This window comes from Nocardia sp. CA-084685 (genome assembly GCF_050955785.1).
Classification (GTDB): Bacteria; Actinomycetota; Actinomycetes; order Mycobacteriales; family Mycobacteriaceae; genus Nocardia.
In genome coordinates, this window is record NZ_CP192094.1 from 3718022 (window position 1) to 3740910 (window position 22889).

21 protein-coding genes are annotated in these 22889 nt (G+C 65.8%); 7 read left to right on the forward strand and 14 right to left on the reverse strand.

Annotated features, from left to right (window positions below; translation table 11 throughout):
• Window positions 1–2: 2 nt before the first annotated feature.
• The 3 genes from ACQP2U_RS17020 to ACQP2U_RS17030 all read right to left on the reverse strand — a co-directional run bounded on the left by ACQP2U_RS17020 (window position 3) and on the right by ACQP2U_RS17030 (window position 3100).
• Window positions 3–1415 carry a hypothetical protein gene (locus ACQP2U_RS17020; RefSeq protein ID WP_433715562.1) on the reverse strand — a complete coding sequence of 471 codons (1413 nt, stop codon included), beginning with the start codon at window positions 1413–1415 and terminating at the stop codon, window positions 3–5.
• A 134-nt stretch (window positions 1416–1549) separates the two neighbouring features.
• Window positions 1550–2302 (reverse strand): L,D-transpeptidase, encoded by a 753-nt coding sequence (locus ACQP2U_RS17025; protein WP_433715563.1) that lies wholly within the window; start codon window positions 2300–2302, stop codon window positions 1550–1552.
• Between the two features lie 165 nt (window positions 2303–2467).
• The gene (locus tag ACQP2U_RS17030) at window positions 2468–3100 is read right to left on the reverse strand and encodes a cyclodeaminase/cyclohydrolase family protein (RefSeq protein ID WP_433715564.1); all 633 of its coding nucleotides are present in this window, start codon (window positions 3098–3100) and stop codon (window positions 2468–2470) included.
• Between the two features lie 117 nt (window positions 3101–3217).
• Here ACQP2U_RS17030 and ACQP2U_RS17035 point away from each other — a divergent pair, with 117 nt between their 5' ends.
• Entirely contained in the window at window positions 3218–4255 is a 1038-nt protein-coding gene (locus ACQP2U_RS17035) for an LLM class F420-dependent oxidoreductase (protein WP_433715565.1), read from the forward strand.
• Between the two features lie 185 nt (window positions 4256–4440).
• Here ACQP2U_RS17035 and ACQP2U_RS17040 read toward each other — a convergent pair whose 3' ends face one another.
• From ACQP2U_RS17040 to mftR, 7 genes are all read right to left on the reverse strand, one after another.
• Window positions 4441–4773 (reverse strand): STAS domain-containing protein, encoded by a 333-nt coding sequence (locus tag ACQP2U_RS17040; RefSeq protein WP_397034874.1) that lies wholly within the window; start codon window positions 4771–4773, stop codon window positions 4441–4443.
• 85 nt (window positions 4774–4858) lie between these two features.
• Window positions 4859–7198, reverse strand: a complete 2340-nt coding sequence (locus ACQP2U_RS17045) for a SpoIIE family protein phosphatase (RefSeq protein WP_433715566.1) — start codon at window positions 7196–7198, stop codon at window positions 4859–4861.
• Window positions 7199–7211: 13 nt separating this feature from the next.
• Entirely contained in the window at window positions 7212–7850 is a 639-nt protein-coding gene (locus ACQP2U_RS17050; RefSeq protein ID WP_397034876.1) for a SpoIIE family protein phosphatase, read from the reverse strand.
• Entirely contained in the window at window positions 7843–8268 is a 426-nt protein-coding gene (locus tag ACQP2U_RS17055) for an ATP-binding protein (RefSeq protein WP_040691752.1), read from the reverse strand. Before ACQP2U_RS17055 ends, ACQP2U_RS17050 begins: the two co-directional genes overlap by 8 nt.
• On the reverse strand, window positions 8246–8635 hold the full coding sequence (locus ACQP2U_RS17060; protein ID WP_040691749.1) for an STAS domain-containing protein: 390 nt from the start codon (window positions 8633–8635) through the stop codon (window positions 8246–8248). The genes ACQP2U_RS17055 and ACQP2U_RS17060 overlap by 23 nt, the downstream gene beginning before the upstream one ends.
• 11 nt (window positions 8636–8646) lie before the next feature.
• Complete coding sequence (locus ACQP2U_RS17065; protein ID WP_040691747.1) at window positions 8647–9555, reverse strand: STAS domain-containing protein; 909 nt, start codon at window positions 9553–9555, stop codon at window positions 8647–8649.
• A 108-nt stretch (window positions 9556–9663) separates the two neighbouring features.
• Window positions 9664–10281, reverse strand: a complete 618-nt coding sequence (gene mftR, locus ACQP2U_RS17070; protein ID WP_433715567.1) for a mycofactocin system transcriptional regulator — start codon at window positions 10279–10281, stop codon at window positions 9664–9666.
• Between the two features lie 67 nt (window positions 10282–10348).
• On the opposite strand from mftR, the gene mftE reads away from it, so the two are divergent.
• Both mftE and mftD read left to right on the forward strand, forming a co-directional pair.
• Window positions 10349–11077: a mycofactocin biosynthesis peptidyl-dipeptidase MftE gene (mftE, locus tag ACQP2U_RS17075; RefSeq protein ID WP_433715568.1), complete on the forward strand. Its 729-nt coding sequence runs from the start codon at window positions 10349–10351 to the stop codon at window positions 11075–11077.
• Complete coding sequence (mftD, locus tag ACQP2U_RS17080; RefSeq protein ID WP_433715569.1) at window positions 11074–12267, forward strand: pre-mycofactocin synthase MftD; 1194 nt, start codon at window positions 11074–11076, stop codon at window positions 12265–12267. The genes mftE and mftD overlap by 4 nt, the downstream gene beginning before the upstream one ends.
• A gap of 9 nt (window positions 12268–12276) precedes the next feature.
• On the opposite strand, the gene ACQP2U_RS17085 is transcribed toward mftD, so the two are convergent.
• Window positions 12277–12747, reverse strand: a complete 471-nt coding sequence (locus tag ACQP2U_RS17085) for a MarR family winged helix-turn-helix transcriptional regulator (protein WP_397034880.1) — start codon at window positions 12745–12747, stop codon at window positions 12277–12279.
• A 256-nt stretch (window positions 12748–13003) separates the two neighbouring features.
• On the opposite strand from ACQP2U_RS17085, the gene ACQP2U_RS17090 reads away from it, so the two are divergent.
• From ACQP2U_RS17090 to ACQP2U_RS17105, 4 genes are all read left to right on the forward strand, one after another.
• Window positions 13004–14680 (forward strand): fumarate hydratase, encoded by a 1677-nt coding sequence (locus ACQP2U_RS17090; RefSeq protein WP_433715570.1) that lies wholly within the window; start codon window positions 13004–13006, stop codon window positions 14678–14680.
• Window positions 14681–14865: 185 nt separating this feature from the next.
• Window positions 14866–15267 carry a hypothetical protein gene (locus ACQP2U_RS17095; protein WP_397034882.1) on the forward strand — a complete coding sequence of 134 codons (402 nt, stop codon included), beginning with the start codon at window positions 14866–14868 and terminating at the stop codon, window positions 15265–15267.
• 154 nt (window positions 15268–15421) lie between these two features.
• A complete protein-coding gene (locus tag ACQP2U_RS17100) occupies window positions 15422–15622 on the forward strand; it encodes a hypothetical protein (protein WP_397034883.1) in 201 nt (66 codons plus the stop codon).
• A 293-nt stretch (window positions 15623–15915) separates the two neighbouring features.
• Window positions 15916–16518 carry a M15 family metallopeptidase gene (locus ACQP2U_RS17105; protein ID WP_433715571.1) on the forward strand — a complete coding sequence of 201 codons (603 nt, stop codon included), beginning with the start codon at window positions 15916–15918 and terminating at the stop codon, window positions 16516–16518.
• A gap of 192 nt (window positions 16519–16710) precedes the next feature.
• Here the strand turns inward: ACQP2U_RS17105 and ACQP2U_RS17110 are convergent, their stop codons facing one another.
• The 3 genes from ACQP2U_RS17110 to ACQP2U_RS17120 form a co-directional block, all read right to left on the reverse strand.
• Window positions 16711–16941 (reverse strand): hypothetical protein, encoded by a 231-nt coding sequence (locus ACQP2U_RS17110; RefSeq protein ID WP_433716831.1) that lies wholly within the window; start codon window positions 16939–16941, stop codon window positions 16711–16713.
• Window positions 16942–17023: 82 nt separating this feature from the next.
• Window positions 17024–18553, reverse strand: a complete 1530-nt coding sequence (locus ACQP2U_RS17115) for an IS1634 family transposase (protein WP_433715572.1) — start codon at window positions 18551–18553, stop codon at window positions 17024–17026.
• A gap of 124 nt (window positions 18554–18677) precedes the next feature.
• On the reverse strand, window positions 18678–22889 hold the full coding sequence (locus ACQP2U_RS17120) for a TIGR02680 family protein (RefSeq protein WP_433715573.1): 4212 nt from the start codon (window positions 22887–22889) through the stop codon (window positions 18678–18680).

A 22889-nucleotide genomic window follows, 5' to 3' on the forward strand; every position in this document is an offset into this window, starting at 1 on the left:
CGTCAGGCCGCGCCGATTCCGGTGATGAGTGTCTGGTTGCCCACGCGCGCCGTCGTGACGACCTGGGGTTTGTAGGTGATCGATGTCGAATCGGGCCGATGCTCGGTCACCTGCACCAGATACTGCCCGACGGACGTCCCCGGCGTAATGCTGATGCAGTGGGTGGTACCGGCCGGAATGCCATCGATGCCCTGTTGAATTGTCCCGGCGGGGGAGACGGATGCGTTGGGCGCCACGAACTCTCGGGTCGCCACACCGGAGCGGGTGACGTAGTACGCGTATTGGAACGCGAAGATGACGCCCGGTCCGGAATCCATTCCGCCCGCACCGTTGCCGGTGATGGTGCCCCCGACGCGCTCGGCCGGGCACTCGGTGGCGGGGGTGGGTCCGGAGACCGCGACCTGGCTGAGTGTGGACGAGGCCACCGTCGCCGGGTGCGGATCCGGGCGAACTTGCACGAACGCCACCACGAGCAGTCCGGCCGCCGCGACCGATCCGACCAGCACGGGCACCCACCGGCGCTTCGACCGATTCCGCCCGGAACGGTCGATCATGGCCGCCAAGGCCTCCTCGTGCCGGAAGTAATCCGGCGCAGAGGGTTTCGGTTCCTCGGGAACTTCCTCGACCCACTCGGACCACTCACCTCGATAGTCGAGTTCCTGCCGCGTGAATTCGCTGTCGTCTACCTGAATCAGGTTCTGCTCGTAGGTTCCCGGTGCGTCATCGTTCGAATCGTGTCGAGTGGCTTCGGCGTGGCGAGGCCCCGAGTGAATCGGATTCTGGGGCATCGGATCTCGCTGGAGCGGAGCCCGCATGGGCGGCTGCTGAGGAACAGGCGTGTGCCAATGGGGATCTTGCGGGGCGAGCGGACGCGGTACGCCAGGCGCGGGAGGGTTCGGGTTTGCGGTGATGGGTGCCTGACGGATCGGATCCGGCAATGTCAGCGATTGCTGCTCACTGTCCTGCACGGTCGGCGCCTGGTGTATCGAGATGTTTGGAACCGGTGCCTGACGCTCAGGAACGTCCTGGACCGGAATCCGCGGTATCGGTCCGGTTTGCCTCGGGCCCTGGGGATTCGGAGCTTGGCCGCCGGGAACTTGTTGGCCGCGAATGCGCCGGAACGGATCGGTATTCGTCGGCGCCCGGTCGACCGGCACTCGGGACAGCGGCCCGGATGGCGTTGCGGCGCTGTCGATCGGAACGAGCCGTAGTGGACCGGTGTCAATGGGTGTGCCGTCGACCGGGATCCGCGGAATCGGACCGGTCGGCGCATCGTCCTCGGTGGAGCCGATCCGGTGGAACGGGTTCGGCGGTGTCGGAGTCCGGTATGCCCTCGGCGCACCGAGCGGTTGTTGTGGCTCAGCGCCCGGCTGCGGGCCCGAATTCGCCCGCGAGGTCATATCCGGTCGATCCATCGCCCCACCTTCATCAGGTCATACGATCACGTGTGTCCCGCAGTTGTATCAACCCCGGCAGGATACTGCCAGGTTTGCTGCCCGTGACGAAATTGAGGGAAGGTGTCGCGAAGGAAAAACGGATTGTTTACGGGTCACCAGTGCACGGTAACCGGATCGCCGACGCCGACGGTCTGGTAGTACCAGGCGGCGTCGTCCGGAGCCAGATTGATGCAGCCGTGGCTGACATTGGCATGGCCCTGCGAATCCACCGACCATGGTGCGGAGTGCACGAAAACGCCGCCCCACGTGAGGCGTTCGGCGTACTCGCCGTTGATGACGTAGCCCTCGGGGGAGCTCAGCGGTATCCCGATGGTGCGCGAGTCGAAGACGACCGAACGGAACTTTTCCAGTATCGGGAAGGTACCTGTCGGTGTCTCGTAGCCGGGCTTGCCCATGGACGCGGGCACCGACCGTGCGACCGCGCCGGCGACGCTCACGGTGAAGGTATGCGCCGACATATCGGCGTCGGCCACCACGCCCGCATTGGTGCGGAACTCGGTGCGAGTGTTACCGACCTGCACCGAGATCGGCGCTCGCGCAGGCAGGAAACGTGTTGGCGTCCAAGTCAATTCACGATCACTCGCCCAGGAGAAGGCTCCCGGCAGTGGCTCGGTGGCTCGGATATCGACCAGTCGTTCAGCTCGGTCGCGGTTGGCGACCGAATCGGCGAATCGAATCGTCACCGGTGCCGCGATGCCGACTTCCCGGCCTGCCGACGGGGTAATCGTCGCGACGACATCGGCGCTCGGTTCGAGGATCGTCGTGGCGAATGCCGTTCCGGACCCGAAGGCCGCCAAGGCGACGATCGTGGTCGCGAGGAATAGGTATCTGAGTGCGCTCCGCATGGTCCACCCCTTCACGCTGGTGTGGGACGCAGAAATCCAGTCTAGGACTTCATGATCAACTCGACGTACCGGTTCTATAACGGCCGTCCAAGTCCACAGGTTTTTCGTATAGGGGCGACATACCCGGCATAAAACCGGGCAAACGATCCGACCGGTTGGTCGAATTCAGCTGCGTACTGCATGCAATACCTCCGCGTGCAACGCGTCCGCACGAGCAGTGATCTCGTCGATGCGGATCAGAACTGCCGCGAACTTATCGCCCTGTTCGGCGCTGAGTGAGCGGACGTTTATTTCTATATTGAGCTGCGAACTGGTGGCCGCGGCCCGCGCCGCATCGGCGGCGGCGCCGATATCGGTGACCACATTGGGATTGCCGATCGACAGCAGTTCGGTGGCGAGTGAGAGCACCTCATCGGCCTCGTCGACGACCGCGGCGGGCACCCTGGCAGCCTCGAGCAGCGCGGCGGTAATGGCATCGCTGCGCGCGGCGACCTGCTCCGGGGAATCCTTTGGCAACTTGTAGGCGTTGCCGACGGCGGTGAACGCCGCCGCATCGGCATCGGCCAGCGCCAGCGCGCGCTCGCGGGCCGCATCGGCCGCCTCGATGATCCGGTCGATGACCGGCCGGTGTTCGGCATCCTTGGCCCGGGTGGTGTAGCGCGCGACCATCGCGACCAGCGCGGCGCCCTGTGCGGCGTGCAGTGCGGCGACGGCACCGCCGCCTGGTGCCGGCACCTTCGCGGCCAGGTCGGTCAGGTACTGCGCGAGAGTGGCCTCAGCGAAGGCGGGCTGCGACACGTCGGGTGGCCTTTCGTTTTCCTGCGACGATAGTGGAGAACTACGGCGAATACGCTACCGCTCGCACCGGGGTGGCCGGTGCGCGGCCGGTGCGTAGCTGCGGTTATGTTGAGTGCTATGCGGATCGGATTGAGCATCAACTACTCGGGCGGCTTCAAAGAGGCGGCCGCCGAGGTGGCCGACCTCGAAAGAGCTGGACTCGACATCGTGTTCGTGCCCGAGGCCTACTCGTTCGACGCGGTGAGCGCGCTCGGATATCTGGCGGCCAAGACTACCCGGCTGCAGCTGGCCTCGGGCATCCTGCAGATCTACACCCGCACGCCGAGCCTGACCGCCATGACCGCCGCCGGGTTGGACTTCGTCTCCGACGGCCGCTATGTGCTCGGCCTCGGCGCGTCGGGCCCGCAGGTGATCGAGGGCTTCCACGGCGTTCCCTACGACGCGCCCATTGGACGCACCAGGGAATTGGTGGAGATCTGCCGCAAGGTGTGGCGTCGCGAGCGGCTGGAGTACCAGGGCAAGTATTACCAGATCCCGCTGCCCGCCGATCAGGGCACCGGCCTGGGCAAACCGCTCAAGCTGATCAACCATCCGGTGCGCGAACGCATTCCGGTGTTGCTGGCCGCGCTCGGCCCGAAGAATGTGGAGCTGGCCGCGGAGATCGCCGAGGGTTGGCAGCCGATCTTCTTCGTACCGGAGAAGGCCAAGCAGATCTGGGGCGAATCGCTGGATGCTGGTCTGGCCAAGCGCGATCCGAGCCTCGGCGAACTCGACGTCTACGCGGGTCCCGCACTGGCCATCGGTGAGAATGTCACGCCGCTATTGGAATTCGTGAAACCGCATCTGGCGCTCTACATCGGCGGCATGGGCGCCAAGGGCAAGAACTTCTACCACACGTTGGCCACCAAGTACGGCTACGGTGCCGAAGCGGACCGGATCCAGGAGCTGTATCTGGCGGGCAAGAAGGAAGAGGCCGTCAAAGTGGTCCCGGACGATCTGGTTCGCGATATCTCGCTGGTCGGCCCGGCCGGATTCGTGAAGGAACGGATCGCCGCATTCCGTGCGGCGGGTGTCACGGTGCTGAATGTGGTGCCGATGGCCGCGACCTCGGCCGAGCGGGTCAAGCTGATCGAGCAACTGCGCGAACTCTGCTGATTTGCAGCGCCTGCGGCGCTACGTGTTCGCGGCCCCCTAGCGTCTGGAGGCCGAGCGGTCGAGACTGGCGACTTTGTCGCATGCGCTTCGACAGCTCGGCCTCGAGACGGGCCGTGAACGTCGCTCGTAAGACTCGCTCCGTGGTGGTCGGGTGATCGGAAAGGGTTCGGGTCGAAGTCGGGGCGCTACCGGAGTGAGGCCAGCGCCGCGGCCAAGGTTGTGTGCAGTGCGAACACCTGATCGAGGCTCGTCATCTTGAGCTGCCGACTGGTGGCCGGACCGTCCGCGACCACCACAATGGTCGTCGTATCGCCCGCACGCTGATGCGCCGCGACCAGGGTCGCCATACCCGCTGAGGCGAGGAAGCTCACACCGGTCAGGTCGATGATCAGGACCGCCGGTTTGCCGGTGAGGATGGCCTCGATGGTGTTCTCCAGCGCTGGCGCGGTCGCCAGATCGACCTCGCCGGAAACCGTGAGCACGGTCGCGCCATCGTGTGCCTCGACTGTGGTGGTCATCGTGTCCGCCAGGGGATACGCGTCTCCGGAGTTGTTTGTCACATCATCACAATCTGCCATGAACCCGCCTCTCGCGCCGCATTCCTCAGCCAGAAATCTGGCGGTTCGTGCCACGCAGCGGGTTCGCTACGGGGGATTTGATCGCGGGCAACGTTACCGACATGCGGACGCGGGTGCCCACCCCGCTGTGGTCTATCTCCAATTCTTCCGTCAGTGCCCGCATCATGTCGATGCCGCGCCCGCGCGGCCCTGGATCGGCGGAGCGTGGTTTCCACGTTCCGGTGTCGGCGACCAGAATGACGACCTTTTGGGTATCACATTCGGCGGTCAGTTCGACGAATCCGGGAGCGGTGGTGGCCGCCGCAGCGCTGGTGGCACGGCCGAGCAGTTCGGCCGTGGAGTTGATCGCGCGGGTGACCGGTCCGCCGCCATTGCGATAGGCGTGCTCCATGCTGTTGCTACACGCCTCGTTCGCCGCGGCGATGAGGTCGGAGGCGAGGTCGTGCGGCACCGCGGCCGCCGCGAGCCACGCCTTGAGCCGCTTGCGCATCGCCGAGAGCTGATCCGGATTGGCGGGGATCTCGAGCCGCAGCGGTGCCGGGGGTTGCCGGTACACGACCATGGCGACGTCATCGTCGTAGCCCGCCGCCGGACGTAGTCGGGAGAGCACGGCATCGGCGACCTCACGCGGCAGCTTGCCCGCGGTATCGGCGAGCACCCCCGAAATCTTCGCGAAACTGTCATCGATATCGACGCCGCGCTGTTCGACCAAGCCGTCGGTGAACAACACCAGCGTCGAACCCGGTGTGAGCGCTGTGGTTGCTTCAGGCCGTCGTGGCGTATCGAAGGTTGCCAGCGGTACCGCACGGCCGCCCTCGAGCAGTCGACCCGGCTGACCGACATCGGCGAGAATCGGCGGCATATGTCCGGCACTGCTGTAGCGGACCAACCCGCGCACCGGATCGAGAACGGCCGCGCAGACCGTCGTGCACATCGCGCCGGGAATCCGGCCCGCAACGGTATCGAGTTCCGCGAGCAGCTGTGCCGGGCCCGCGCCACGTAGCAGCAGAGCCCTTGCGGCCGTACGCAATTGGCCCATCACCACGGCCGCCGACAGACCGCGCCCGACACAGTCGCCGACCACGACGCCGATGGTGCCGTCGCGCAGTGGCACCACGTCGTACCAGTCGCCGCCGATCTCCAGCGGCGGCAGCGCGGGCTCGTAATGCACCGAGAAGCGCGGCGGCAGTTCGATCGGACCGAGCATGGCACGCTGCAGCGTCAGCGAGGTCGAGCGCGCCTGATCGAAGTTGCGCGCCCGCTGCACCGCCAGACTCAGATGGCCGATGAGCAGCGAGAACAACGTCCAGTCGGCGGCGCTGATGGCGCGCGGCGCGGCGAAGCGCAGCCACAGTGCCGCATCACCGGTCTCGCCGAGCGGGGCGACGATGCCCTCGGAACTCTCGGTGCCCTCCGGAATGGCGAACAGACTGCGCGCCGGACGGCGGCGAGCCCGATCCAGTAGCGCCCGCGCGCGGGCGTCGAGCACCGAGCCCTCCGGATCACCCTCGGCCCCCGAAACATACGTCTCCGGCCCGGTATTGCGATTGGGCCACACCATCACCACCGCGGTTTCCGCGCCGACGGTGCGTCGCAGTTCGTCCAGCCCGACGGCGAGCACCTCGACCACACTCGTCGCCGCGCCGACCGCGGTGGCCAGTCGTGACGCGGCCTGATCGCGGGCCTGCGCATCGTGTTCGGCGGTGACATCGCGGATGGTGCCGACGAAGATTTGCTCGTACTTCTCCGGTTCGACCATCGCGCTGGTGCTCACCGCGAGCCAGACCGTGCGGCCGTCGCGGTGTTTGACCGGAATCACGAACCGCTGTGCCTCGCTACCGAGATCGGGATAGCGCGGACCTTCCGGCGTCGACCACGGATGCGGCAGCGGGAACGGAAGTTCCGATGCGCCATAGCCGGTCAGCGCGCCGAAGGCGGAGTTGACCTCGATGATGGTGCCGCGCGCATCGGCGACGAAGAATCCGTCCTGCAGCGACTCCACCAGGGCGGTGCGGAAGGCATCGCGCCCCGCCAGATCATCGATGCGCGAACGCTGTTGTTCGGCGCGGCGGGTGCCGTCGATATAGCCGCGGGTGGCGATGTCCAGCGCGGCGAGGGTCTGCAGCAGGAATTCGAGGGCGGTCTCGGCGTGTTTGGGGGATTCCTCGGCTTCCGCAGTGCTGGATTCCGCGGCTTGCACCACGCGGTAATGGTTTTCGGTGAGGTCGAGCAGGCTGATGCCCTCGACGAGGGCGCGGCGGCCGAGTTCGTAACCCTCGCCGAGACTCGCCTGCGACGGTGAGTTCAGATGCCGCCGTAGCGCATCCGAGTAAGCGTCGAGAAATGCGGCCAATGCCGCGCTCATTTCATGCCACCGTTCACGCTGGTGCCTCCAGTACGCCGCCCCGGTGGCGGGCCGCGAGCACCAATGCGTCGTCGGTGTCCTTGGCATGCCTGGCCAGGATTTCGGCGGTGATCTCAGCGGTGGATTTGGACGGATCGATGCCGCTGTCGGCGGCTTCGGTGACGATGCCGTCGGTCGACATCAACAGCAGATCGCCAGGACGCACCGGGACGGTCTGCACTGGTAGGTTCTGGGGTAGTCGATAGCCGACGATGCCGCCGGTCATCAGGACCGTCGCGCGCATGGTGAGCCCGACCGGACCCGCGGTCAGAATCCGGCAATCGACATTGCCGACGCCGAGCCAGTGCACCGTATCGGATGTGCCGAACAGCGCCAGAGACACCGCCGCGCCTCGGGTGTCGGCCATGGCCCGATGACATAGCACCATCAGCACGTCCAGCGGTTCGGCGCGGTTCTCCGAGAGCACCTGCGCTGCGCGATCGGCGGCGTCCGCGGCCGCCGAGCCGTGGCCGAGTCCGTCGAGTACGGCGAAGAGCACCGCGCCGCCGCCCGCGTCGAGGACCACACCGCGATCACCGGAGACCCGCTGACCGGGCAGGGCACGGCCGGCCACCGCCCATTCGATCCGGCCGATGATCCCGTCCTCATGCACCGTTGGGTACCCACTTCCACATCTCCACCAACGTGCCGCGACCAGGCGCCGAATCAACGGTGAGCCGGTCCATCAGCCGGCGTGCGCCGGGCAGGCCGAGCCCGAGACCGCGGCCGGTGGAGTACCCGTCGTCGAGTGCGCGGGCGATATCGAGGATGCCGGGGCCCTGGTCTTCGGCCTGGACGACCAGCGCCTGGCGACCCTCCCGGTCATCGACCAGCAAACGAATTTCACCACTGCCCGCGTAACTGGTTATGTTGCGGGCGATCTCGGAGATCGCCGTCGAGATCATGGTCATATCTGTCAGAGAAAATCCGAGCTTGGCCGCCAGCTCACGTCCGGCTTGACGTGCGATCACGATGTCACCCGACACCCTGACCGCAATCACCAAGTTCTCAGCGGCCACTGTCACGACCATCTCGCTGGCGGCGGGCCGGAGTCATGCGGTTCAGCCACGCCAAGCCCTCTTCCAGGTCGAGGGCGGTGTGCATATCCTCGAAGGTGAGGCCCAGCTGCACCATGGCGAACGCGACTTCGGGCTGTAATCCGACGATGACCGTTTCGGCACCGCGGAGCTGGGTCATGTGCGCGATGGTACGCAGCGATCTGGCCGCGAACGAATCCATCACATCGATCGCGGTGACGTCCACGATGATCCCGTGTGCGCGGTATCTGCTGACCTGTTTCATCAGGTCGTCCTGCAGACGCTCGGTATCGGCGTCGGTCAAGGCTGACTGGACCGACGCGATTAGATAGGTACCTTGTTTGAGGATCGGAACCGGCATAGGGGGCCCGATCAGCGCCCATCGCGCTCGGTGAGCATTCGATCCGTGACGCGGGTCACCTCATAGCCGAGTAAGCGTTCGGCCTCTTCGATACCTCCCTGGAGGTCACCGACCGCGTTCATCTTGGACAGGTCCAGGCCGATGGTCACCAGGGTGAGGGCGATCTCGGAGGACAGGCCGGTGATGATCACATTGGCGCCCATCAGGCCGGATGCGTCGACAGTCTGGACCAGGTGGTTGGCCACCGTGGAGTCGATCGCGGGCACACCGGTGATGTCGATGACGACCACCTTCGCGCGATTGGCGCGGATGGCACGCAGTAGCTGTTCGGTGAGCTGGCGGGCGCGTTGCGAATCGAGCACACCGATGATCGGGAGGATGAGCAGCTGCTCACGCACCTGGAGCACCGGGGTGGACAGCTCGCGAATGGCTTCCTGCTGCTGGCGGATGACGCGCTCGCGCTCCTGCACGAACGAGATGGCCACGGTGCTCGCGATGCGGTTCGCGGCGGGCTCGTACGCGTCGAGTACGGCGTTGAGCATTTCGAAATCGGCCTGGTACTTCTCGAACAGCGAGCGGGCCAGTACGTCGCGCAGCAGCAGCACGATGCCGAGGACCTCGTCGGTTTCGACGCCTCTCGGAATAATGCGCTCGGACAGATCGCGGGCGTAGGCCTGCAGCGCCTCGACGCTACCGGTTACCAGCACCTCGACGTAGTTGTCGTACATGGAGGTCGCTTCGGAGAAGATTTCCTCCGGGGTCATCGCGGTCAGCAGCTGGGCCTCGGTGATGCGCCTCGCCCACTCTTCACGCAGCCCGGTTCGGTTCTGCCGCAGGTGTTCGACCAGCTGCGGAAGCAGGTTGTCGACCGGTCCTACGGGCAGGGAATCCGCCGAAAGGCTCATGGACACCTCGGACATGGAAATTCCAGCCCCTTTCGACGGGATTGTCGGGATAGTCATGCATACGGCTGCGTGCCGATACCGAGCCTAGTCATACCCCATCCCGGTCGCCGGTGAAACCTGCCGTTAGCTCGATGGTAGATCCGAATCCTCGGAAGGCGGTGCGAATCCACGCGCCAGGGCCGCCAGCGCTTGGTCGAGATAGACCGTGAGGTCGGTGTCTGCGCGGGTCAGCCAGGCATCGAAGGCGGCGCGCGCCGCGGCCAGGGTGGTGCGCCCGACCGCCATCGCGACCAGGTTGTCCTCCGGCACGCCGAGGCGGCGTGCGGCGAAGGCGCTGACGGCCCGTTCCCAGGCGTCGTAGTGCGCGCCCGCGGTGGCGGCCAGTGCCGGATCGCCGCCCACGAGTTGCATGCGAACGCGTAGCTCGGGCACGTCTTCGGCGCGATATCGGTTGGCGTTCACCACAACTCGGCGTACCGCAGTCATCATCGGTACCTCGTCCGGCACCGTCGCGAAGGCCGCGCGCAGTGCCTCGACCTCGGCGTCGAACTGGTACCAGAGCACCTCCGCCTTGGTAGGGAAGTAACGGAAAAAGGTGCGTCCGCTGATACCCGCGGCGGCGGCGATCTGCTCGACGGTGGTTTCGGCGAAGCCCTGTTCGGTGAACAGTCGCATGGCGATCAATTCGAGTTCGCGCTTGGTTGTGCCGCGTGGGCGGCCCCGCACCTTGGCATCGGTCACGGCTGTTGATTATGGGCGTCGATCGCCGGATCTTGATTATGTCAGTCACTGACGATAATCTCTCGGCATGGTGGAACGTGTCGCGGAACACACTGTGGCCGCGCGATTGACCTGGCCGGAGGTCGGGTCGCGCGCGGCTGCGGGCGCGATTCTCGCCGTGCCGGTCGGGGCGACCGAACAGCACGGACCGCATCTGCCCTTGTCCACCGATACCGATATCGCGGTGGCATTGTGCGCGCGGCTGGCCGGGTTGCGGTCGGATGTGCTTGTCGCGCCGGCGATGCCGTACGGAGCCAGCGGCGAGCACGCGGGTTTCGCGGGCACGCTGTCGATCGGGCAGGCCGCGCTGGAATTGCTGATCGTCGAGTTGTGCCGCTCGGCCACCGATACTTTCGACCGCATCGTGCTCGTCAACGGGCACGGCGGCAATCTCGAACCGCTGCGCAAAGCCGAGGCGTTGCTGCGTACCGAATCCCGGGACGTGCGGGTATTCATGCCGCGCTACCCGGGTGATCCGCACGCGGGCCGCGCCGAGACCTCGATGCAGTTGGCGCTGCGGCCGGAGACGGTGCGCACCGAACACGCCGTCGCCGGTGATACGAGGCCGCTCGCCGAACTCCTACCCCTGCTGCGCGCCGGGGGAGTGCGCGCGGTCAGCGCCAACGGCGTGCTCGGCGACCCGACGGGCGCGAACGCCGATGAAGGCACCGCACTGCTCACCCAATTGACCACTGACCTGCATGAACAGATCCGGCTGTGGTGGCCGGTGGCTTCCCCGAAAGGATCCCTCTCGTGAACACCTGGTTCGAAACCGTTGCCGAGGCGCAGCGGCGGGCAAAGAAACGACTGCCGCGGTCGGTGTACGGCGCACTCATCGCAGGATCCGAGCGCGGGCAGACCATCGATGAAAATCAGCAGGCATTCACCGAACTCGGCTTCGCACCGCATTGCGCGGGTCCGATCGGCGACCGCGACCAGTCGACAACCGTATTGGGACAGCAGCTCTCGATGCCGGTGCTGATCTCACCCACCGGCGTGCAGGCGGTACATCCGGATGGTGAGGTGGCCGTGGCGCGTGCGGCGGCAGCTCGTGGGATTGCGATGGGGCTCAGTTCCTTCGCGAGCAAGCCCATCGAGGAAGTCATCGCGGCGAATCCGGCGACATTCTTCCAGCTGTACTGGTGTGGTTCGAAAGATGAGATCCTGCAGCGGATGTCGCGTGCCAAGGCGGCAGGCGCGGTCGGTCTTATCCTGACCCTGGACTGGTCCTTCTCGCACGGGCGCGACTGGGGCAGCCCGGTGATCCCGGAGAAGCTGGACTTCAAGACCATGTTGACATTCGCACCGCAGACCCTGGCGCGGCCGCGCTGGCTCGCGACTTATGTTCGCTCCGGCCGCATTCCGGATCTCACCGCGCCGAATATGGCTGTCGGCGACGGTCCGGCGCCAGGTTTCTTCGGCGCCTACGGGGAGTGGATGGGGACGCCAGCGCCGGATTGGGCGGATGTGGCGTGGATCTGCGAACAGTGGGACGGGCCGGTCATGCTCAAGGGCGTGATGCGCGTCGACGATGCGCTGCGCGCGGTCGATGCGGGTGTTGCGGCGATTTCGGTGTCCAATCACGGCGGAAACAATCTGGACGGCACGCCCGCCGCGATTCGGGCGTTGCCCGTGGTGGCCGATGCGGTCGGATCGCAGATCGAGGTGGTGCTCGACGGCGGCATCCGGCGCGGCAGCGATGTGGTGAAGGCGGTGGCGCTCGGCGCCCGCGCGGTCATGATCGGGCGGGCCTACCTGTGGGGGCTCGCCGCGAACGGGCAGGCCGGTGTCGAGAATGTGCTCGACATCCTGCGCGGTGGTATTGATTCGGCGCTGCTGGGACTTCGCAAGACCCGCGTCGGCGAGCTCGATCGGAGCGATCTGGTGGTGCCGGACGGGTTCGAGCGGGCATTGGGGCTGCCGGACCCGGCCGTGCAATCGGCTTGACCTGGCGGATTATTCGGTGGCCGCGACTTTTCGATGATGGGCGAGCAGCGTGTCGTAGATATCGGCGAGGGCGGCCAATTGCTGGCGGTCGAGCACGTCGACCATATGTCTGCGCACGCTCTGCACATGTGCGGGCGCGGCCGTGGCCAGCACGTCGGCGCCGCGCGGGGTCAGCCGCGCGGCGGTGCGGCGGGCGTCGTCCGGAATCGGTTCCCTGGCGACCAGGGTGCGTTTCTCCATCCGAGTGATCTGATGCGACAGTCTGCTCTGCGACCATTCGAGTTGGGCGGCGAGATCGGCGAAGGTGAGTCGATGATCCGGTGCGTCGGCCAGGTAGGCCAGCACCGAGTATTCGACATAGGTGAGGTTCGATTCGCGAGATGAGTCGCGTCCGACCGCGGCGGCGATGAGGTCCCTGGTGCGCACATACCCCACCCATGCGCGCATTTCGACGTCATCGAGCCAGTGGGGATCGGTCACGAGAGCGCTCCAAACTCTGACATGTCATTGAAATGTCCCGCCGCGTGCTGTCGCGCGACAACTGCCAGATCTGAGAGGTAGCACTGGTGGGGTTGAACGTGCAACCTTTTCGTGGGATGTACCGAGTGAGGGTTGCCTAAGCAACAGTCGACCTCTTATTACTGGATACGCTCCTTGTGCTCGTGACCAGTTTGCCGAAGACCTTCCCGAGGCTCCGGCTGTGCGTCAGCCCTGAGACCGAATAAGGAGTGCGTCCGTGACCGCGCCGGATTTCCGCTATTCAGATCTGCTGCCGATCGGCGCCGAGGACACCCCGTACCGGTTGATCACCACCGAGGGTGTCAGCACCTTCGAACACAACGGCCGCACCTTCCTGCAGGTCGAACCCGAGGCATTGCGCCTACTCACCGCCGAGGCGATGCACGACATCAGCCATTACCTGCGGCCGGCGCATCTTTCGCAGCTGCGCCGGATCATCGATGATCCCGAGGCCAGCGGTAATGACCGCTTCGTCGCGCTGGACCTGCTCAAGAACGTCAACATTTCCGCGGGTGGCATCCTGCCGATGTGTCAGGACACCGGCACCGCGATCGTGATGGGTAAGAAGTCCGAGGGTGTGCTCACCGGTGTCGATGACGCCGAATGGATCAGCCGCGGCGTATTCGACGCCTACACCAAGCTGAATCTGCGCTACTCGCAGCTCGCCCCCATCACCATGTGGGAGGAGAAGAACACCGGCACCAATCTGCCCGCGCAGATCGAGTTGTACTCGACGGCGGGCGATCCCGCGCATCCGTCCTACAAGTTCCTGTTCATGGCCAAGGGTGGCGGTTCGGCGAACAAGTCGTTCCTGTACCAGGAGACCAAGGCCGTGCTGAATCCCACGCGCATGCTGGAGTTCCTCGACGAGAAGATTCGCTCGCTCGGCACCGCTGCCTGCCCGCCCTACCACCTCGCGGTCGTAATCGGTGGCACCAGTGCGGAATTCGCGTTGAAGACGGCCAAATACGCCTCCGCGCACTACCTGGACAGCTTGCCCACCGAGGGTTCGCTCGCGGCGCATGCCTTCCGGGATCTGGAGCTCGAGGAAGAGGTCTTCAAGCTGACCCAGTCCTTCGGTATCGGTGCGCAATTCGGCGGTAAGTACTTCTGCCACGACGTGCGCGTGGTGCGTCTGCCCCGGCACGGCGCCAGCTGCCCGGTTGCCATCGCGGTGTCCTGCTCGGCGGACCGGCAGGCGCTTGCCAAGATCACGCCGGAGGGTGTGTTCCTGGAGCAGCTCGAGCGCGAGCCCGCGCACTACCTGCCCGAGCAGACCGATTCCATCCTCGGCGGCGACGTGGTCGAGGTCGACCTGAACCGGCCGATGTCGGAGATTCGCGCCGAACTGTCGAAATACCCGGTGAAGACCCGGCTTTCGCTCACCGGTCCGCTGGTTGTCGCCCGCGATATCGCGCACGCCAAGATCAAGGAGCGTCTCGACGCGGGCGAGCCGATGCCGGAATACCTGCGCGAGATGGCGGTGTACTACGCGGGACCGGCGAAGACGCCCGAGGGTTACGCCTCCGGTTCCTTCGGTCCGACCACCGCGGGTCGGATGGACTCCTATGTCGATCAGTTCCAGGCCGCGGGGGGTTCGTTCGTCATGTTGGCCAAGGGCAATCGCTCGGCGCAGGTGACCAAGGCGTGCAAGGAACACGGTGGTTTCTACCTCGGTTCCATCGGCGGGCCCGCGGCGCGACTGGCATTGGATTGCATCAAATCCGTCGAGGTTCTGGAGTATCCGGAGCTGGGCATGGAGGCGGTCTGGAAGATCGAGGTCGAAGATTTTCCGGCATTCATCGTCGTGGACGATAAGGGCAACGACTTCTTCGCGGAAACGCAGAAGCCGATTGCGTTGCGGGTGCGTACCCGTTCGAAGGAACGCGTCTGAACGGTTCTCTGACCTGGCATTCCGCCGCTGGTGATCGCTTGCGGGTCGCTCGAACGCAGCCATCAGGGCATGTGTCCGGACACCGAAATGTCACCCCGTTCGCCGGGGTAACAATCCGCCGACGCGAGGCACTCTTGATCAGGGGGACGTCGTTGCACCGGTGTCGATGGAGGTCGAGGAGGGCAATGAGTACGTCGTTTCGTATCTCGGAATCCGCCAGCCGTCGGTTGGTCGAACGCGCCGCTCGTGAGGGAACCAGTTCCACCGCACTACTCGATCGCCTGATCCGGGAGGGTTTCGATCAGCTCGACCATCCCGGAATAGTTTTCCGCGGCCCCATCTGCGACCGCCGCGCGGCTTTGGCTGCGGGTCCGGAGGTGTGGGAAGTCGTTGCGCGCCTACAGGAACTGGACGGTCCGGTGGAACGGCGTATCGCTGTTCTGAGCCAGCAATCGGATCTGCATTCCCGCAAGATCAAGGTCGCTATCGCCTACGCGCGGGCGCACGGTCAAGAGATCATCGAGCGCATCGACCGCAATCGTGAAGCGGCCGAAGCGATTCGCGGGTCGGCCCCCGTGCGCCCCTGACGCTCAGCCGATCACCACCACATACCGCAGCAGCACCACGCATAGCAAGTGGCTATCGCGCACAGGCAATGACTTGTGTGTGATAGCCACTTGCTATGTATCGGCTGCTTCTGCATCGAGGCGGAAGGGCTTGCGGTGCAATAGGGTTGGTCGAATGTGGGCGATCGTGGGGCATTGGGTTGCCGATCGGGACGGCGGCTTCGGGGTTGTGACAACCGAGTCGTGCGAGCAGTTCGTGGTACGCGATGCGGTGATCGAGTCCGATTCGCCACTGCGTACGGGTGACCGGGTGTGGCTCGAGTTCGTCGACGGTGGGGATTGCGGCGAGGTCATGAAACTTGTGAAGGCGCGGTAGGTTCCGGGTTTCTCAAGAGTTGCTGGGGTTTGTTGATCGTGCTCCACAGCACTGGAATACATTGTGGACAGGGACATTTCCGCTGCGACAAAACGGGCGTGGCACAGGATGTTTCGGACATTGGTGATCTATTGTGCTGTGAGTATGTGGAAAGCTATGTGAATAACGTCCGTTCGGACAGGCTGATGTCCTCATGTTCGCCGGTATGTTGCTAGCGGTGATCGACAGTGCGATGTGGGCCGTAGGGGAGTAGATGCGGGGTCCGCGGCCGCGCGGCCGTTACTATCGCTGACATGTCGATCACGCGTCGTACCCGGACCCTGCTGGGCGTATCGGCCACGCTGTTCTCGGTGATCACCGCGGCCGGGCTGTCCATGCCCACCGCCACGGCCGCGCCGGTCGTGCAGGTGGCCCAGGCCAGCGGGACCGAGGGACTGGAGCCGATGCTTGCCGCGGCGTACACGCAGGCCGAGAACCAGGCGCATGCCGAAGGGGTCGCGCTGTACATCAACTCCGGCTACCGCACGCCCGCCGAGCAGCAGGCGCTGTGGGACGAGGGAGTGCGGACCTACGGCAGTCCCGACCAGGCGCGGCGGTGGGTGCTGCCGCCCAATGAGTCGACGCATGTGCAGGGCCGCGCCATCGACGTGGGACCGCGGGCGGGGGCGCAGTGGCTGGAGGCGAATGGAAACCGCTGGGGCCTGTGTCGGATCTATCAGAACGAATGGTGGCATTTCGAACTGGCTACCGGCCCGGGTGGAGCGTGTCCGGCGCTGCGCGCGGATGCCAGCGAGGGCGGTGCCGCCCCTGCCCCCTCTTCGCCGATCCCGCCCGTCCTCCCGGCGCTGCCGTCGATCCCACTTCCACCGTGGTCGAGCGGCTCCTTCGGGCTGTAGCCGTTCAGCTGACCCGTACGAGTCCCGCGACCTCGGGTCCGGATCGTCGGACTTCCGGGCTCGGTTGGTCGCTGTCGGTGCCCATCCGCCGTGGTTGAGCACTACCCGCGGAAATCGCCGGTCGCTGATGGATGGCGTTGGTCCAGAACTGTTCAGCCGACCGGCACGGGTGCCTGAGTGTCGGCGGGCCCCTCAACTGTCCGGTTCGGTAGCGTCCGGATGAGTACCGCCGTGCTGATCGTGCTCAACGCGCAGACGGCGACGATGTAGCAGGTCACGGCTGCCGAGGTCGAGCCGGCGCTGCTTACTGAAGATCAGCGCGGATGCCGTGCCGTAGAGCATGAAGTCGTACCACTCGAGGGTGGTGCCGACCAAGGTGGCGATGGCGACCTTGCGGTGGGGCGGGGTGGCGCTCGAAGACACTGCTATCCATTCACAATCAGCCGACGGGGGCCGGGCTGCCCGGCATATTGTCCAGTGCCAGCCCGCCCTGACTTCGGCCAAATTAGTGCGCAAATCCACCGAGGCCGTCGTGTTCGTGGATCTGGCTGAGGATTTCGGCGAGGTCGGCGGGTAGAGGGTCTGCGGCGGTGAGGGTTTGGTTCCCGGCGCGGATCTCGATGGTGCGGTAGCGGCGGGCGGTCTGGACGAATTTCCTTATGCTCCAACTGGTTCGGTGCTCGATCCAGTGGCTGACGGCTAGCGCGGCGAACACGATGTTCAGGTGTGCTTCGATGGATTCGCGTTTGTGGTGGTAGATCGGGCGAGCCGCCAAATCATGCTTTGACATGCGGAAACTCTTCTCCACGTGCCAGAGCTGGTGGTAGGCGCCGATAACGAACTCCGGGGTGGCGCTGGTGAGGTTGGTGGTGTAGCCCTTGATCCCGGCCAGTGCCCGGGTCTTGGTCTCCAACGCGCGGTCGACGGTCTTGGTGGCCCCGGCGAGTTTGATGAACCGGTTGCGTTTGACCGGTGCCTTGCCGTCCACGGCGCGTTGCGCTTTGGCGATCTGCTCGTCGATGCCGCGCAGGCTGCGCCGCGCGCGGTCGGCGCGGTATTGGTAGTAGATGACCCGGTCGGGGATGCCGCGGGCTTTCTCGCTGCTGCTGGCAGGCCAAGGCTGGGTGAACACCTGTCCGTCGGGGATCTGCTGGCCGGGGTGTTTGCGGCGCCATTCGTCGATCACCGACGGTAGGCGGGGGATTTTGGTGCCGAGGATGAACGTGAGGCCGGCGGCTTGGATGGCGGTCTGGTTGGCTTCGGAGATCATGCCCGCGTCGGCGACGACGGTGACATCGGTGAGCCGGTGCGCGGTCTTGAACGCGTTGATCACCGGCAGCATCGTGGCGGTCTCGGCTTTGTTGCCTTCGAACGCCGACACCATCAACGGGAATCCGGTGGCGTCGGTGAGCAGGCCGATCGTGATCTGCGGTTCCAGGCGGCGTTCCTTGGAGAACCCGGGCTCGCGGAACCCGTCGCCGGCATCGGTTTCGAAGTACAGGGTGCTGACGTCGTAGAGCACCAAAGTGGCCGGACCTAGCCCGGCGTGGCGAGCGCATGCAGCCGAAATCCCTTGACGGAAGTTATCTTTCGCGAATTCCGGTAGCCGCCGAGTCAGCGTCCGATACGACATCGACTCGATGCCGGTCTCGGACAGGACCCGCAGCGAGTCGGCCTTGGAAGTCGGCTCGATGACCCGCGCCAGCACCAAATCCCGGAAAACCTCATCACCACCGGCGGCGTCATCCAAGCCCAGAACCTGGTAGGCCCGGCACAACCCATCCCACAAATGGCCCGCCCGTGAACTAACGATTTCCAATGTCGCACTGGGTATTTCGGCCGATCCGAGGCCGAGATCGAACTCGGCCTGCCCGCCCGCCAGACGCTGGCACGCCGCAGCCTGCAACGCTTCGAGCTCCTTCTGCCCGTGAGCCGACCCGACATGCTCGATATCGCGCGACCCTCGCCGCGAGGACCACACGATCTGTACCGCGGTCGCCCCCGAGGCGGTCTTCACCGTGCGCACGTACGCCACCCCGAAACCCTACGAACGAGATCGACTTAGTGCGCACATTTTCACCAACCCGACAGCAACAGCGCAGGTCACCGCGCCGCCACCGGCCACAAGATCGAACTGTGTCCTAAGTCAGGATTCACAATCAGCCGACGGGGGCCGGGCTGCCCGGCATATTGTCCAGTGCCAGCCCGCCCTCGATCGAATTCGGGACGCGGCGGCGGTTGGGGGAACCGAGGGCGGCGGTGAGATCGGTTCCATCGTGTTCGGCCAGTAGATCGCCGCTGTCCCACACCAGCAGCGTCGCGCTGACGGTGTTCTCGGCGGCCGAATGCGCGAGATCGTAATGGGCGCAGCCGGGGACGTGCGGGTAGGTGATCCACAGGTCGTAGCCGGTCATGAACAGGTCGAGGTCGAATTGTACACTCAGACCGAGCAATTCGCTGCGCCCGTTGTCGTCGACACCGGCGAATGCCTCGTCCAGCGCGAGCAAACGCGGTGCTTGCGGATCGGCGGAGTCGAGCATGACGTGCGCGGCCGCGAACAGTGGCAGATGCAGTGAGACCGACTGTTCACCGCCGGAGAGCGCACTGTGCCTGGCCACGGTCAGCTTGTCCTCGCTGCCGTCGGCGGAGATGAGAGTGAAGGAAAACACCCGCCAGGTCCGGTAATCCAATGTCGCGCCGAGGATTTCGGGGTAGGAACGTTCCGGATGCGCGGCGCGGGCGGTCCGGATCTCCGCGGCGAAGTGGGCGCGGATGGCCGCCAGATCATCGGCACCGAGGGAGGAGGCGTCGCGATCCAACAGCTTGCACATGGCCCGGGCCGCATCCGAGAGCGAATCGGACAGCACCCAGTGCACGCCGATGGTATTGCCCGAGGACATGCGGCGCTGCTTCATTTCCGCACCCATGCGGGCGATGAGATCGCGCGCGTCGCTGGTTCGTTCGTAGATCTGCTGCGCTAGGCCGCTGAGCAGCGCGTCCTCCAGTATCCGGCGTTCGGCGTCGGTGAGCAGCAATTCCTGATCGCGGCGGGCGGCGTCGATGCGAGTGGCGAAATCCGCCAGCGCGGACAGCCCGTTGTCGTCCTGTACTTGCACGACGGTCAGGCCGTCCGCGGCATCCCAGTGCAGTCGGTAATCGCGGCCGGAAGCGGCAAGTGCGGCATCGAATTCCTGCAACGCGGAGGTCACCGCACTGCGGGTGGATTTTCGGGCCGCCTCGCCAGCCCGCACGGAAGACGTTGCGGCGGTGAGGTTGTCGAAGAGTTCGCCCACTTCCTCCGGCAACACCTGGGGTTCGGTCTCCGGCCCGGCCGCCGAAATGCGATAGAGCAGTTGTTCCGGGGTCGACCAAGCGGCATCGCTGCTCGGCCAGCGGCTGTCGGCGGGTGCGCCGAGCAGGGTGAGCAGATCCGGCTGGGCGTAGGGCGCGAGGGCTTTCACATCGGCCAGCACCTCGGTGAGCGCGGTACCGAGCGACTCGTGTGCGGTGCGGTAGGCCGCCTCCGCGTCACCGATCGCCTCGATCGCCTCATTGGCGGCCTTGCGAGCAGCCTTCTGCTCGGCTCGGGTCGCCTCGATCTTCGTGCGCGCCTGTTCGAGTTCGCGATCGATATCGGCGGCACCCGCGCCGAGTGCCTCACGCAAGGTGTCGAGTTTGCGCAACTGCTCCTGGTAGCCCGCGTTGGCGGCCTCGGCCTCTTCGGCGAAGGCCTCGGCCAGATCGCGGGCCTCGTCGAAGCGGTCGGAAGCTTCGCGTTCGCGTTCGCGCTCCCGTTCGTGGTCGGCGCGCAGGCGCAGTAGCCCGGTTCCGGTGTTCTCGAAATGGCGGATGGCCGCGGCGAGGGCGTCGATCTCGCGGGCGGCGCGCGGAGTGCGATGCGCCTGGGCGACCGAGCGCAGCTTCTTCTCGACCGCCGATGCCTCGGCCACCGCCTGGTCGAGGTCGCGTTCGGCTTGGGCCAGCGCCTCGGAGCGCGAGCGCATCATGCCCGCGGCTTCCGAAACCGCGCGCAGGGCTGCGGTGACGGTCGAGGGGCGCGGTAATGCCTTGGCAGCGACGGAGATTCGCGCGAGTTCGGCGTTCGCCGCGGACTCCTCGGCCAGGGCTTGCCGCTGCGTCTGCTCGGCGGACTCGATTGCCGCGGCCAGCTCGGCGAGCCGGATTTCCCGGCGCTTGGCGCGGGCGGTGGCTCCGATGAATTCGGCATCGGGTTTGTGATGGCGCCCGAGCTGGACGCCTTGGCGGAATCCGCCGGTGGTGCTCACACCGACTTCGGTGCCGAGGTCGCAGTCCTTGTCGTACAGGGCAATGGAGGCGAGCACATCGGCGACGACCTGTTTCGGCACCGTAAGTTCGGCCGAATCATCTTCCACGACAAGGACATCGGCGAGTGTGCGGCCGGATGGCCGGGCATCGGCAGGCAATGGAACCAGGAACTGGTCGGAAGTGTATTCCGGGCGTTCGGATTCCGCGCAGACCCAACTGTCGAGCAGGTCGGCAGCGTGCAGGGCGGCCTCGATGCCCGCGGCTTGCGCTGGTGTCACGGAATCGGCGAAGCGGACCAGTCGCCACAGCGGCGCACCCGGACGGCCCTGCGCATTTCGCGCACGAGCGGCGGGAACCGGTGGGGCCTCGTCACGTTGGGCCGCGACCTCATCGCGTTCGGCATTGAGGTCGACGAGGCGGTCACCGGCCAGCGCGGCGGCGGCGCGTGCTTCCTGACGGCGGGTGCGGATGTCCTCGAGTAGCGGTTCGGCGCGTTCGGCCAAGACCTCGGCGACACCGGCGGCGTCATCGGAGCCCGCGGTCGCCAATGCGGCATCGAGCGCATCGAAGAGGCCTTTCCGAATGGGGGAGTACACCTCCCGATGCGCGTCCCACCAGGTGCGCAGAGCGCCACTGGCTTCGGTGCGCGCCAGCGCAACGGCTGCCTCGGCGGCCGAGACCTCGGCTGCGGCCGATTCGCGCAGCGCCCTGGCGCGTTCGGCGAGCTGCTCGGCCCGATTGCGTTCGGCTGTGGCGGAATCCGTCAGACCGAGCGCCTTGCGGACCGCGCGCACGTCGGCGTCGCGCTCCTCGGCATGTCCGCGAACCGCGGCGGTGAGCTGATCGCCACGCGCCTGGTCGGCCAATCCGGCCCAGGTAATTCCGGCCTCTTCTGCCGCGGCACGCAACTCGTCCTCGCCGCGGGCCAGTGCGGCCGCCGCGGTCTGTACCGCCGCCTTGGCGCGTTCGGCTTCCTGTGCGCGCTGATCGAGGGCTTGCCTGGCCTTGAGCGCCTTGTCTTTGTGCACACCCGCCGAGGTCTCCAGGCGGCGAACCGCGTCGGCGAGATCATCGAGCTGCTGTTTGCCCTCGTAGGCGCTGGAACGCTGCAAGGTTTCCCGGTCGGAGAGCGCTTGTTCGTAGGCGCGGTCGGCATCGTCGGCACGCGCCTCGGCGGCCGTGCGTTCGGCCTCGCGACGTTCGCGCAGTGCGGTGGCGGCAAACAGCGCCGTGCTGGCGTGGGACACCGCATCGAGACGGGTCCGCACCTGATCCACATCGGTCTTCGCCTGTACCGCAAGATATTTCCGGTACACACCGACAAAAGACCTGGTGGCCGTATCGGCGTGGACCAGCCCCTCCAGGGTGCGCCCGACCTCCTCCATATCGCTGAACGAACGCGCCGCGTCCAGGATCAGCTGTTCGTCGAGCGGGCGCAGACCATCGGTCAGCGCCTGTGAAAGTCCACGCGGATCAAGGTTTTTCGCGAGCTGGGGGCGGCGCAGCGTGAGAATGAGATTGATCAGTTGGTCGTAGCGCTGGGTGCCGAGACCGAACATGCGCGCGTCGATCGCAGTGCGGTATTCGACCGGTCGATCGACGATGGCATCGGTGCCGATCTGTTCGGCCAATTGCTTGCGCGTCAGCGGCCGGTCGTCCGGGCCGATGAGCGAAAAGTCCACGCCTGCGCGACCGTCGGCGACGAAGTACCAGCGCGTCACCTTGTCCGAGGAGCGGGTGGCGCGCATACCGATGCCGATGGTGACGACCTCGGGATCGTCCCATTTACCGCGCGCGAACTCCATCCACACATACGAATACGCGGATTCCTGCTTGCGGTACAACAGGTTCGACTTCATCGTGCGCTCTTCACCGGCGAACGGATTGAGCCTGCGCGGTTCGATCCGGCCGTCGAGCACGAATGGGAACAGCACCTCGAGCGCTTTGGTCTTACCGGAACCGTTGGGCCCGCGCAGCACCAGCCTGCCGTCGGCGAAGCAGTATTCCTGGTCGCGGTAATCCCACAGGTTGATGATGCCGGCGCGCGTCGGGACGAACCGCACTCCGCCATGGATGAGCGACAT

Bases quoted from the DNA above. Each gene is read 5' to 3' on its own strand.
- ACQP2U_RS17020 (WP_433715562.1), bottom strand. From the start codon at position 1,415: ATGGATCGACCGGATATGACCTCGCGGGCGAATTCGGGCCCGCAGCCG.
- ACQP2U_RS17025 (WP_433715563.1), bottom strand. From the start codon at position 2,302: ATGCGGAGCGCACTCAGATACCTATTCCTCGCGACCACGATCGTCGCC.
- ACQP2U_RS17035 (WP_433715565.1), top strand. From the start codon at position 3,218: ATGCGGATCGGATTGAGCATCAACTACTCGGGCGGCTTCAAAGAGGCG.
- ACQP2U_RS17040 (WP_397034874.1), bottom strand. From the start codon at position 4,773: ATGACCACCACAGTCGAGGCACACGATGGCGCGACCGTGCTCACGGTT.
- ACQP2U_RS17045 (WP_433715566.1), bottom strand. From the start codon at position 7,198: ATGAGCGCGGCATTGGCCGCATTTCTCGACGCTTACTCGGATGCGCTA.
- ACQP2U_RS17055 (WP_040691752.1), bottom strand. From the start codon at position 8,268: ATGGTCGTGACAGTGGCCGCTGAGAACTTGGTGATTGCGGTCAGGGTG.
- ACQP2U_RS17060 (WP_040691749.1), bottom strand. From the start codon at position 8,635: ATGCCGGTTCCGATCCTCAAACAAGGTACCTATCTAATCGCGTCGGTC.
- ACQP2U_RS17065 (WP_040691747.1), bottom strand. From the start codon at position 9,555: ATGTCCGAGGTGTCCATGAGCCTTTCGGCGGATTCCCTGCCCGTAGGA.
- mftE (WP_433715568.1), top strand. From the start codon at position 10,349: ATGGTGGAACGTGTCGCGGAACACACTGTGGCCGCGCGATTGACCTGG.
- ACQP2U_RS17095 (WP_397034882.1), top strand. From the start codon at position 14,866: ATGAGTACGTCGTTTCGTATCTCGGAATCCGCCAGCCGTCGGTTGGTC.
- ACQP2U_RS17100 (WP_397034883.1), top strand. From the start codon at position 15,422: ATGTGGGCGATCGTGGGGCATTGGGTTGCCGATCGGGACGGCGGCTTC.
- ACQP2U_RS17105 (WP_433715571.1), top strand. From the start codon at position 15,916: ATGTCGATCACGCGTCGTACCCGGACCCTGCTGGGCGTATCGGCCACG.
- ACQP2U_RS17120 (WP_433715573.1), bottom strand. From the start codon at position 22,889: ATGTCGCTCATCCATGGCGGAGTGCGGTTCGTCCCGACGCGCGCCGGC.